Annotated in this window: 7 protein-coding genes and 5 pseudogenes; 7 read left to right on the top strand and 5 right to left on the bottom strand. The window is 34.1% G+C overall.

The window, feature by feature from the left end; genetic code table 11:
• Window positions 1-205: 205 nt before the first annotated feature.
• The 3 genes and pseudogenes from tnpA (PSR14_RS29515) to PSR14_RS29505 all read left to right on the top strand — a co-directional run bounded on the left by tnpA (PSR14_RS29515) (window position 206) and on the right by PSR14_RS29505 (window position 2,899).
• Window positions 206-601, top strand: a complete 396-nt coding sequence (gene tnpA, locus PSR14_RS29515; RefSeq protein ID WP_277505647.1) for an IS200/IS605 family transposase — start codon at window positions 206-208, stop codon at window positions 599-601.
• 54 nt (window positions 602-655) lie between these two features.
• A pseudogene (locus PSR14_RS29510) lies at window positions 656-1,724 on the top strand (RNA-guided endonuclease TnpB family protein).
• 524 nt (window positions 1,725-2,248) lie between these two features.
• Window positions 2,249-2,899, top strand: coding sequence for a hypothetical protein (locus PSR14_RS29505; protein WP_277505645.1), 651 nt, complete (start codon window positions 2,249-2,251; stop codon window positions 2,897-2,899).
• A 389-nt stretch (window positions 2,900-3,288) separates the two neighbouring features.
• Here the strand turns inward: PSR14_RS29505 and PSR14_RS29500 are convergent, their stop codons facing one another.
• The 3 genes and pseudogenes from PSR14_RS29500 to PSR14_RS29490 form a co-directional block, all read right to left on the bottom strand.
• A complete protein-coding gene (locus PSR14_RS29500) occupies window positions 3,289-3,798 on the bottom strand; it encodes a hypothetical protein (RefSeq protein ID WP_277505644.1) in 510 nt (169 codons plus the stop codon).
• A 389-nt stretch (window positions 3,799-4,187) separates the two neighbouring features.
• Window positions 4,188-4,885, bottom strand: a pseudogene (locus PSR14_RS29495) (IS3 family transposase); the annotation flags it as partial.
• A 23-nt stretch (window positions 4,886-4,908) separates the two neighbouring features.
• Window positions 4,909-5,133 (bottom strand): annotated as a pseudogene (locus tag PSR14_RS29490) (IS3 family transposase); the annotation flags it as partial.
• A 1,055-nt stretch (window positions 5,134-6,188) separates the two neighbouring features.
• Here PSR14_RS29490 and PSR14_RS29485 point away from each other — a divergent pair.
• A pseudogene (locus PSR14_RS29485) lies at window positions 6,189-6,583 on the top strand (helix-turn-helix domain-containing protein); the annotation flags it as partial.
• A gap of 122 nt (window positions 6,584-6,705) precedes the next feature.
• On the opposite strand, the gene istB reads toward PSR14_RS29485, so the two are convergent.
• Window positions 6,706-7,485, bottom strand: a complete 780-nt coding sequence (gene istB / locus PSR14_RS29480; protein ID WP_113733057.1) for an IS21-like element helper ATPase IstB — start codon at window positions 7,483-7,485, stop codon at window positions 6,706-6,708.
• A gap of 11 nt (window positions 7,486-7,496) precedes the next feature.
• Window positions 7,497-9,071 carry an IS21 family transposase gene (gene istA / locus PSR14_RS29475; RefSeq protein ID WP_113733058.1) on the bottom strand — a complete coding sequence of 525 codons (1,575 nt, stop codon included), beginning with the start codon at window positions 9,069-9,071 and terminating at the stop codon, window positions 7,497-7,499.
• Window positions 9,072-9,191: 120 nt separating this feature from the next.
• Here istA and tnpA (PSR14_RS29470) point away from each other — a divergent pair.
• The 3 genes and pseudogenes from tnpA (PSR14_RS29470) to PSR14_RS29460 form a co-directional block, all read left to right on the top strand.
• Window positions 9,192-9,440 (top strand): annotated as a pseudogene (tnpA, locus tag PSR14_RS29470) (IS200/IS605 family transposase); the annotation flags it as partial.
• Window positions 9,441-9,546: 106 nt separating this feature from the next.
• On the top strand, window positions 9,547-10,665 hold the full coding sequence (locus PSR14_RS29465) for an IS110 family transposase (RefSeq protein WP_262727053.1): 1,119 nt from the start codon (window positions 9,547-9,549) through the stop codon (window positions 10,663-10,665).
• 474 nt (window positions 10,666-11,139) lie between these two features.
• Window positions 11,140-12,066, top strand: a complete 927-nt coding sequence (locus tag PSR14_RS29460; protein ID WP_262727052.1) for an RNA-guided endonuclease TnpB family protein — start codon at window positions 11,140-11,142, stop codon at window positions 12,064-12,066.
• Window positions 12,067-12,100: the final 34 nt, after the last annotated feature.

Here is a 12,100-nt window from a genome sequence, read left to right as displayed (position 1 = left end):
CATAAGAATTTGATTTGAATTATATTGTTCACACATTCTTAGTGTTGAACAGGGTATAATCGTAAATTCCTCAGGGGCTATTTTTAACGAATTTCCCGAAAGAATCTTCCTTCCGCAAGTGTGTGAGGGGCGTAGCCAAAAGATTTTCATTTTTATTTCGCCTCTGATATAACCGGTCTTATAAATGATAAAGGTTGTTATATAAATGAAATTAGATAGTAATAACCATTCAGTATTCTTGTTGCCGTATCACCTTGTGTTGGTCGTGAAATACAGAAGAAATGTGTTTGATGATATGTTAAACTATGCAAAAGATATGTTTGTTCGACTATCTGAAAACTATAACATCACATTAGTTGAATGGAATTATGATGTAGACCATGTTCATATGTTGTTCAAGGCACAACCTAATACAGAAATGACAAAATTTATCAATGCTTATAAAAGTGCAAGTTCTCGACTTCTTAAAAGAGACTTTCCACAAGTAAAAAAGAAACTTTGGAAAGAGATGTTTTGGTCAAGAAGTTTTTGCTTGCTAACTACTGGTGGTTCGCCAATAGACGTAGTAAAAACATATATTGAAAATCAAAGTGAAAAGTGAGGTGATATGATATGATATGATATGATATGACAGAATCAAGTATATAACTTCCGTTTGTATCCAACAGGAGACCAAGCATATCTTATGCATAAAACCTTCGGTTGTGTACGTTTCGTGTATAACAGAATGTTAGCTGAATGGAAAGAAGCGTATGAAAAACATAAAGAGGATAAGGAGCAACTAAAGAAACAAAAACTTCTCACTCCTGCAAAATACAAAGCAGAATTTGAGTGGTTAAAAGAAGTTGATTCATTAGCTTTGGCAAATGCTCAACGAAACTTGCAAGCTGCCTATAAAATTTTCTTTCGTGGTCAAAATGACTTCTCAACATTCAAAAGCAAAAAAGACAGAAAGTCTTATACAACGCATGTAGTGAACGGAAATAGTATGTTGCTTAACGGTCATGTCAAATTGTCAAAACTGAAAATGGTACGTATCAAACAGCATAGGGAAATACCATAAGACCATATAATCAAGTCATGTACAATTTCTATGACACCCACCGGTAAATACTATGTGTCCATTTTGATTGAATATGAAAAAGAGATCGTACAAAAAGAAGTAGAAACAGTTGTTAGATTAGACTTTGCGATGGATCCATTATACGTCAGTTCTGAGGATGAGAGAGCCAATTATTCTACGTTCTATCGTGAATTGTTAAAATGATTAGCAAATGCTCAACGAGTATTTGCAAGACGTACAGGTTCAGAGGGGTGGAATAAACAACGTATCTGTGTAGCTAATCCGCATGAAAAAGTAGCAAATCAACGTAAGAAATTCCTTCACCATAAGTCTAAAGAGTTCGCTTCTCATTTTGATGTTGTAGCTATTGAAGATCTAAATATGAAGGGAATATCACAAGTATTTCATTTTGGAAAAAGCGTCGCTGATAATGCTTGGAGTATGTTCACTTCTTTCTTAGCTTATAAACTAAATGAACAAGGCAAACAGCCTGTGAAAATAGACAAATGGTTTCCTTCCACAAAAACATGTAGCAGTTGTGAAAAAGATGTCATTATCTGAGCGAGTCTACTCTTGTATATGCGGTGTAAATCCCGATAGAGATTATAACGCAGCTATCAATATCAAAAATGAAGAGATACGTCTATTAGCGTTAGCATAGATAGCAATAAAATCCCCCTTGGAACAAGGGGGGGCGCTTGGCTGTCTTAGGACGAATTCGTTAGCTACCAAAAAGTAACGACTAACCGAGAAGCCCCCACTTCAAACAGTCCGTTAGGACACTAAGTGGCGGGTAGTTCACAAATTAAATTAATCCCGAACAAATGTAAAAATATACTTGTTCGTAAATTTGAAAGTGAATGGCATTCCATTGTTAGAAAAAAGAATATTTATTCAATGGACGACAAAAAATTGGATTTTATTAAAATGCTCTATGTCTATTTTTTTCAAAGTATATAAACTTTTAATACAATGATAAAAAGTGAGGTATTTTAGGCTAGAGATAGGCATAATAATTAGTATATAATTCCTTTAAAAATAAATTTAAATAATAATCTGTTAAATTGATAACTTACACTCTTATGAAGAAGGACATTCATCCTAGAGATATTGATTGTTTTTACAATTTATAATGGTAATGTATAGTTTTCCAGTAGTTAATACGTTTTAAAAAGAGGAGATATTATGTCTTTACCTAACATCCCGAATATTACACCGGTTATCACGGTAACAAGTGAGGAGACAAAAAATTTATTACTTTCCTCTATTGCTATGGAGGAGATTGGATTATCTCATATTTTAAATGCTGAGGGTGAAAAGATACAATGTTTTTTAAAAACAAAAGATGTAGATTTAAATAGCGCGTTATTGTTGAATAAAAGTGTTAATAATACTTTAAAAACAGTTTTAAAATCTCAATTATTGTTACAACTTAAATTAGAGGATGTTATCTCTATGGGCGATGATTTAACTAACTCCCCTCCTAAAAAGTGTACATGTTCTAATTGTCATGGGCAAGTCGGCTTAAAAAAATGTACATATTCTAATTGTCATGGGCAAGTCAGTTTAAAAAAGTGTACATGTTCTAATTGTCATGGGCAAGTCGGCTTAAAAAAATGTACATGTTCTAATTGTCATGGGCAAGTTGGCTTAAAAAAATGTACATGTTCTAATTGTCATGAGCAAATCAGTTTAAAAAAGTGTACATGTTCTAATTGTCATGGGCAAGTCGGCTTAAAAAAATGTACATGTTCTAATTGTCATGGGCAAGTTGGCTTAAAAAAGTGTACATGTTCTAATTGTCATGAGCAAGTCAGTTTGAAAAATATAGATTAATCCTCCGAAAAAGGTAAAATGATACGTTTTTTATAGTTTTATGAATATAAATACTACTCATTTTAAGCAATTTAAAGGAACATCCAATTCGGGAATATTCTTACTACTGAAGGCGGAATTGATTTTTGCATCATTAGTGTGCGAGCGTGTATTGGACCAGTAATACTCTCACAATAGGCACTATAAATTCATGTGTTATGATATACCCCCTAATAGCGTATAAATCTATGTATATTTTAACGACTTATACGAGCATATGCTCAAAATAGGGTTGTTTACCCACCAAAAAGCGATACGTAAAAACCAATGCTTAAAGAGAAACTAAAGTTCAGCGTGGGTTTTCACGTATCATGAAATTTATAAATAAGATGTTTAAGTATAATTTATTTTCACGGTCCAGTTGGCCCAGTTGGTCCAGTCGGCCCAGTTGGCCCAGTTGGTCCAGTCGGCCCAGTTGGTCCAGTCGGCCCAGTTGGCCCAGTCGGTCCAGTCGGTCCAGTCGGTCCAGTCGGATCAGTCGGTCCAGTCGGTCCAGTCGGATCAGTCGGCCCAGTTGGTCCAGTTGGTCCAGTCGGTCCAGTCGGATCAGTCGGATCAGAAATGCCAATTAAATCAATTACACTTTTTAATTTAGAATCTAATAATAATTCTTTTTTCATAACAGTATCTAATGTATCTCGCACACTTTTATTTACATTTATTATTTGAGATATTGAGGGCCCAGGTCCTGTTATGCCTGGTAAAGTTCCTAAAGCATATTGGATTTTTTCCCCTTCTGCATTTACAATATGCGCTAATCCCAATTCTTCTAATGCAATTGAGGATAATAATAAGTTAATAGCATCGTCTCGGGTAATTGTAATATTGGGGGTAATATTGGGGATGTTTGCTTGCGACATATGTCTCACTCCTTAAAAATTAGTTATATTAAAGATAATATATGTGGTTCAATAAAAAAATTCTTATTTTTTTTTTTATTTCGAGGTATAAGGTATCATTAAATGAAAATTAATAGATGTAAACTTTTTAAAAGTAAGCAGAATTTTCACGACACAGACTGAAAAGAATCTTAAATGAATATTATTTGAGAAACTATTTAAAATATAGTAGGAGCTACCAGCTTCATGCAATTAATAAGAAAAATCGCATATGGAATATTTCTCTTAATAAAAATCGAAATCACCAGCCTGTTTATTGTTATATAAAAAGGCTGTAAATAGGCAATTTGTAAATAAAAAAGTATTTGATATATAATCTGTACCCTTTGTAAAAGACATTTTGAAGAAAGTTAGGTAACATCAAGAAGATGATTTCTGTATCCAACAGGAGTTATCTTTTTTAATTCCATTGATATCTATAGTGATTATAGTACGTCATATATTTTTGAATCTCTTGTTTCAACTCATTAAAGGACGCGCAAGGTCTTTATATGGGCTTCATCTTTCAGATGGCCCAAAAACGATTCTTGTGGGGCGTTATCCCAACAGTTTCCTCTTCTTGACATGGATTGTCCAAGGTTTAGCTTTTGATAAGTAGGGCGTAGGGCTTGTGTAGTGGGTTCCTTTTTAGTTTATAGAGAGTTGTCGTTACGAGCTCTAATGTCAGCTGTTCTGAAACATGGTAAGCTACAGTTTTATTAGTTGAGCTGTCTAAAATTGTAGATAAATAGGCTCTTTGATTCTTACCGTAAACTAAATAGATGATATCTGTAAGAAGTGTCTTCCCTGGGGTATTTTGTTTAAATTCCCGATTTAATTGATTCGGTACGATTCGATGTTCTTTCGTAGTTTTAAGCATGCTTTTATAAGGATTCGTTTTGTGAACCAGACAGACAATCTCGTATTTCTTCATAATTCTACAGATCCGTTTTAAATTGTAGGCAACTTGAAACTGACCCGCCAATGCCATCTTTATCTGATGAGCATCCGTTTTTCTATTTCTAAATCGACGTGATTTTAATAGGGTTTTCTTCAAGATTTCATCTCGATTCTTTTTTATAAGCAGCATGGCCATTTACTTTCCGATGACATAACCCGTTTCATTCCAATCATATCAAAACCACATTCTTCAAAAATATTTCGAGATAGTTTTCCTTTTTCATTTTCTTCAATAAAAATATGTTTAAATTCCTCTGTATAAGTGATACCTTTCTGATTTACAAATCTTATGTATAGGTTATTTGGTAGAATTTGAATTTCTCTTTCTGTAATTAGCTTTTTCGTCATTTTCAACATTCTCCGATTCCAATTTTCCTTTTATTATACAAGAAATACCCTATAGAATAGACTTTTTTTAGTGTCTATATAGGGTACATTTTAATATGTATCAAATACTTTTTTGTTTATATAGTAATTAATTACTAATGTAATGAAATATTATATACATGTTAAAGGCATTTTACCACATACGCGAGATTTAAACTTTATATGTTTTAAAATCCAAGAATTAATTCCTTAACTTTACATAAAACTCTTTGTAGATAATTTGTTTTGCTATAATGAGTATCTTCCTTGTTTTTTTATTTTGTAATACAACTTAATGAAAGCTAGTATATGTTTTGTTCGAATCTATTTGTGCAGAAGTAGGGCATTGGATAGATATATCAAGAATAATATTTTTTGTGGAGAGAATTGGTTTACAAGAAATCGAATCATAAATTAGAATATGGAATGATTTTATAGATTAATGCAGAATTATTCTGTTTAAGAATAAAGAGTATGCGTAAGATACGTAATTAAATTCACTACAATCAAATATATTGGGTTCTGCCATAGTAGCAAAAATACGTTTTTACTAGATAAGATAAAGTAGTACTTATAAAATGCGTTACAGTTGTCATATACTACTCTCTATTTGTAAATCATTCTTTTTTATTATCGGAGGATTTTATATCAAGTTATATAAATTTTTTTATGTAGCTATCATAAAAAAGAGGACATCTTTCGAGAGATGTCTCCAAATCGTGCATATAGAAAGGAAGGTTTTAGAAATTGAAGATATACTTCATTATATGTTTGTCTTCTTCAAATGGTTCTAAAATATAATTACCTTATGTGAGGATACACAGTATATTAAAATTTTTTTGCGGATTTTCATAAAATGTATTCATTTTAGCCAAGAAGACTCCTTCCTCAAGGAGCGTGAAGGGTCACAGTCCAGTGAGTAAGTGGGAGATGAATTGGCTTCGAACAAGGGATGGCAGGAAACCATCTTAATTGTTCGACATATAGAAAGTATTACCCTACTATCTACCAGACGTATGTTCGGTATGTAATAGTTATATACCGAAATGGAGGTGAATCAAATAAGGATTAATAAAGCCTATAAGTTTCGTATCTATCCAAAACAAGTAAAAGCAATTCTAATCAACAAAACGATTGGGTGTTCTCGCTTTGTATTCAATCATTTCCTCCTGCATACAAAGAGACAGGAAAAGGCTTGCCCTATTGTATATGCCCTGCCAAACTACCTGCCATGAAGAAAAAGCTTGTTTGGCTAAAAGAAGTGGATAGTATTGCGATTCAGTCGTCTGTTTGCAACCTTGCGGATGCTTATACGCACTTTAAATCTAAGAAGAACAACGTACAATCTTATGCCACAAAACAAACAAATGAAAACATTGCCGTTGTAGGGAACAAAATAAAGTTGTCGAAACTAGGCTGTATTTGTCAATTGAAAATTCGGCCACATTACCATTGAAAACCCAGCCACCTTTGTGAATTCTAATCAGTATCAATTTTTAATAAAACTGGCTGGATTTTCAATTATAATTCTTTCGAATTATATATAAAGTTATACGAATTTTCCTACTGCGTTAATTGTTGTGCTTCTAACCATTTTTCAGTTTCCTTCATGCGGTAGGAATCACCTATCATGTTTACGATATATGCTTGATGTGTTAAACGATCAATCATCGCTGCCGTCATGACGGGATCTTGAAATATCTCTCCCCACCTTTCAAAAGATAAATTTGTAGTGATAATGGTTGCTTTCTGATTTGCCCGTAACGACAAGTGAGTAAATAGTAATTCAGCGCCCTCCTTATCGAACGAAATATATCCCATTTCATCCGCTATGACTAAATCATACTTTTCAAATCGATTTTGAAATGCGCGTAATGTACGCTGGGAACGACACTCCTTAATTTGGTTGATTAATAAAGGAATTGTTGTGAACCAAACTCTATATCCTTCCATACAGGCCTGAATTCCTAATCCAATAGATATATGAGTTTTCCCAGTTCCGGCATTCCCAGCTAAAATTACATTTCTTCCTTCTTTAATGAAATCCAAATTTTTTAATAGTTTGAGCTTTTTTTGTGCATCTTGTGATAGGTCCATCAAAGACAAATCTTCTAAATATTTCTTATAGGGAAAATCGGCGCGGCGAATGCGATTATATTTTGCTGATTCTTGCCGTGCATCTAGTTCTGTTTGAAGCAATTGTGCTAAAAATTCTTCATAACTAGCGTCAATTTGTATGGATTCTTTAATGATTTCTTCAAAATCCTGACGGATTTTAGGTAATTTCAACTCTTTACTGAGTGTGTCAATCTTTTCCACCCACATTTGTTTAGACTGAATCATACTTCTTCTCCTTAATGAATGTATTTTGTTTGAAACATCTGATCGTACGTTTGTAAGTGTTTTTTTGAATAGTGTTCAATATCAATTGTTTTTTGAGATGAGTATGTTAAAACTGGTGTCTGTTCTTCCTTTTGTTTTGCGCATAATAACTTAATTTTTTCTGTGGTAACATGGCTTGGATGGATATTACGCAACTGATTGATACTACTTTCTATCTCTTTTAGAGTGACACCAGACTGCATAAAGTGAAGTAATTCTATAAATTCTTTCGGGTGAGTGGTATAGTAAGAGTGGTAGATTTGCTTTAACTTTGGTGATGCCTGTTGTAGAGCCGAACTAGTGGCTAATGCACCAGGCTTTTTCTTTAGAGTGCCTACATAATGATCGAGTTGTAAACTCCACTCCTGATTCCCTGTTTTACGGCAATGAGTTGCGATTTTTTCTTCGTGATAAAAACATTGGATAGAATCGCTATAAACTTTCATGCGGACAACTTCACCTACAAGATAATCTGGTACAGAATAACGATTTTGATCAATCACAATGGTAGAATATTTATCCACTCGTCCATTTAATATGCGTGCTGCATCAAAGGGAGGGGGAACGATGAATACATATTCTTGTTCCGTATAGAGTAGCTCGTTCGGTGTCATCTGTTGGTGTGATTTCCTAGGCTTTTGATTTAACTGTAAACAGATTTCATGTAAGTATTTGTTAGCTTCTTGGAGTGTTTTAAAGGTATCTTGGTAGGCAAACGCTTTTCTTCGAACCACTTCTACACTACGTTCTACATGCCCTTTTTCATTTCCGCTTGCTGGATTACAAAAACGATAGTGGAATCCATAATATAATGATAGTTTGACTAAAGCTTCTGTCGGTTCTTTTTCATTTCCAATAAATTTTTTGACTGCTACTCTCATATTGTCATAGACCATTGTATGGAACACACCATTTACTTCTTGGAAAAATAATGCATGAGCCTCTTGAAAACACTCTGTTTTTTGTTTAGTGAACAGATAGGCCATTCTAAAATTACTGTATGCGGACGTAAATACAGCCATTTGTAAGGTTCTTTTTTGACCGTCTATAATGAGCTTTACTTCTCCCCAATCAAATTCACAAACTTGTCCAGGTTGATGTTCCGCTTTAATAAACGCTTCTTTCTGTGTGTGCACTAGGGATTTGATTGTTCGAAGAACAGTGCCATAACTAATATCATATCCTTCGGATTCTAAACAGGTATGTATATCTACCGCTGTTTTCATCTGTTTCCCTAATCCCTTTTGTTTTTTTCTAAGGTTTTCTTCTAAGTGTTCTTGTATTTTTTGTATCATTTCATCTGTTAACTTTCGTTTTTTTCGTGTACCAATTTTGTACTTCGGCTTTTCAACAATAGATTGTATTAATTCCCCTGTGTCTACCTCCATATCTTCCTGTAAAAGTTTTTCTCTTTTTTCCTCGTATTCATCGATGTATTTTCCGACCGTGGCACGATCAAGCCCTAATTGTTTTGCAATTTTTCTTCTTGAATAATTTTCTCGTACGTGCAGTAGTATGATTTCTTGTTTTTTCTGCAGATTAATCATCTCCCTAAATTCCCCCATACATTTATAAAATCTTCATGTATGGTTTATTATAAACTGGCTGGGTTTTCAATGATAATGGTGGCTTACTATTAAGTTACTAAAAACAACTAGGCTTTGTTCGATTTGCTAAAAGTCGCAATGGAATGCGACAAAGACCACGTTCACTTGTTCTTAAATACACTACCAACACTTAGTCCTGCTGACACAATGGCAAAAATTAAAGGAGTGACATCGAAGTGTTTGAGAGGAGAGTTTCCTCATCTTCAACACTTGCCAAGTCTATGGACACGTTCCTATTTTGTTTCTACTGCTGGAAATGTATCGACTGAGACAATTAAACAGTATGTTGAAAATCAAAAGACGAGATAATATGAAGTAACCCCCTAGATTATCAAGTCAGGGATTTTAACCCATAATAATGAGTGAAAACAAACATTATAAATGGGTTTATACCCTATGATAATAGGAAGCCACTATGGAAAATATAATCTATATTGGGATGGATGTCCACAAGGAAATCTTTAGCTTATGTGCATTGCACGGAACAACTGGGGAAATTGTAAGAGAAGCACGATGTCCTTCAAATGTATCTCTCGTAAAAAAATTTGTTGAGAAACTGAAAATAAAATATGGTGCAGATATAAAAATTAAAGCTGGATATGAGCCTGGTTGTTTAGGGTATTCACTTCATAATCTTTCGGAAGAAAATGGGATTGATTGTGATATTTTAGCTCCAACAACAATGTATAGTTCATCCAAAAACAAAATGGTGAAAAATTACAGATTCGATGCTAAAATGATTGCTCTTAATTTAGCGAATGGAACTTATAAAGGAGTATATGTTCCAGAAGAAGAGAATGTTGCCGTAAAAGAGTATATCCGCATGTTAGGTGATTTTAAAACATCATTGAAAAAAATAAAACAACAGATAAAAGCATTTCTTTTAAGACATGGCTACATTTACGAAGGGAAATCAAGCTGGACAATCGCTTATATGAAATGGTTAAAGAATCTTGATCTACAAGGATTATTCAAAGAAACGGTAGATGAATATCTATTACAGTATGATGCTCTAGTTGATAAAATTGAGCGGTTCAGTCTGAGGTTAGAAGAATTATCTCAGACTGAACGATATAAAGAACAAGTCGCAAAGTTAAGATGCTTAAAAGGTATAGACACAACATCGACAATGACTGTTCATGTGGAATTTGCAGACTTCACTCGGTTCCCCACGGCTAAAGCATTTATGGCTTATGTAGAATTGACGCCAAGCGAAAGCTCAAGTGGAGAGAAAATCAGTCGAAGTTCGATTACAAAACAAGGCAATTCGACCGTTAGGTCTATACTTGTAGAATGTGCAAATGCGTTGGTCAGAGGAACAATCGGATTAAAATCAAAACGAGTGAAAGCAAGACAAAAGGGGCAACGAAGCGAAGTAATTTCCTATGCAGATCAGTCTGTAGAAAGGTTACAAAGAAAATATCATCACATGATATATCAAGGGAAACCTAGAAATGTCGCCGTTACAGCTATCGCAAGAAAACTGGGATGTTTTATATGGGAATTAGAAACAGGTAAAATTCACCGAAAATAAAGAAGAAGGGATATGAAGTTGATTGATTCATAGTTAGAGACCGAAGGTATCAATTGATGGCATAGATGAGTTTCAGAGATAGTGAATTACAGGTCTGGCTATCTATGCCCCCCCCTCTGCTGGTACAGCTGAAATTCTGATAAACAAGCTATTTATTAGAATTTGAAAAGATGTGATCCACGTAACGAGATTTATAAGAGCCTAACGATGGACCATTAACCTGAGGTAACCAATCCATGAATAATAGAGTGGTTAACTGTCGATAGATCTTATTTCTGAAGCTTCTGTATGCCATCAAGAAAAAAATTATGGGTGAAAAACTATTGACAAAGGTTACTTCATAACAGGGGGGTGAAAATTGTGTCACAAACAATCACGGTCAAACTTAAATTGCTTCCAACAAAAGAACAAATTCAGTTATTAGAATAAAGTAGTTACGAGTATATCAAAGTCATTCATACACTTGTATCTGAAATGGCTGAAGCGAATCTTCCAAGCGCAGTGAAGAACCAAGCAATTAAAGACGCTAAAAGTGTGTTTTCTACAAAGGTGAAAAAACGTAAATACAAAGTTATTCCGATTTTAAAGAGACCTGTTTGTGTATGGAACAATCAAAACGATTCGTTTGATTTCACGCACATTCCAGTTCCACCCATGGTAAATGGAAAATCAACTCGCTTAAAAGTTCGTGCTTTATTAACTGATAAATATAATCGCAATTTTAATTTGTTAAAACACAAGTTAGGTACACTTCGTATCACGAAGAAATCTAATAAGTGGATTGCTCAAATATCTGTCACGATTCCTACAAATAAAAAAACAGGCACGAAGATTTTAGGGGTAGATTTAGGTCTTAAAGTCCCTGCGGTAGCCATCACAGACGATGATAAAGTTCGTTTCTTCGGCAATGGTAGACAAAATAAATATATGAAACGTAAGTTTCGTAGTGTTCGTAAGAAGTTAGATGAAAATAAGAATTTAAATGCCATTCGACAACTTGATGATAAAGAACAAAGATGGATGCAAGACCAAGACCACAAAGTAAGTCGTGAAATCGTTGACTTTGCAACCGAGAATAACATTTCTGTTATTCGTTTAGAACAACTAACGAATATTAGACAGACGGCAAGAACAAGTTGTAAAAACGAGAAAAATCTACACACTTGGTCATTCTATCGTTTAGCACAATTCATTGAATACAAAGCGAATTTAGTTGGTATGAAGGTAGAATATGTGAACCCTGCTTATACAAGTCAAACATGTCCGAAATGTTCTGAAACGAACAAAGCACAAGACAGAAAATACAAGTGCCGATGTGGATTTGAGAAGCATCGTGATATTGTTGGGGCGATGAATATTCGCTACGCAGCTGTGATGGATGGTAACAGTCAATCAGCCTAAGATGCCCTCGTCTCGAAGTCTGTTCAAAACAGAA

Origin of the sequence: Bacillus sp. A01H (assembly GCF_045277205.1) — a bacterium.
Lineage (GTDB): Bacteria > Bacillota > Bacilli > Bacillales > Bacillaceae_G > Bacillus_A > Bacillus_A paranthracis.
This window is presented reverse-complemented; position numbering and strand designations above follow the sequence as displayed.

Coding starts and splice junctions, on each gene's coding strand:
- PSR14_RS29460 (WP_262727052.1), top strand. CDS start 11,140: ATGGCTGAAGCGAATCTTCCAAGCGCAGTGAAGAACCAAGCAATTAAA.
- PSR14_RS29500 (WP_277505644.1), bottom strand. CDS start 3,798: ATGTCGCAAGCAAACATCCCCAATATTACCCCCAATATTACAATTACC.
- PSR14_RS29505 (WP_277505645.1), top strand. CDS start 2,249: ATGTCTTTACCTAACATCCCGAATATTACACCGGTTATCACGGTAACA.
- tnpA (WP_277505647.1), top strand. CDS start 206: ATGAAATTAGATAGTAATAACCATTCAGTATTCTTGTTGCCGTATCAC.
- PSR14_RS29465 (WP_262727053.1), top strand. CDS start 9,547: ATGGAAAATATAATCTATATTGGGATGGATGTCCACAAGGAAATCTTT.
- istB (WP_113733057.1), bottom strand. CDS start 7,485: ATGATTCAGTCTAAACAAATGTGGGTGGAAAAGATTGACACACTCAGT.
- istA (WP_113733058.1), bottom strand. CDS start 9,071: ATGATTAATCTGCAGAAAAAACAAGAAATCATACTACTGCACGTACGA.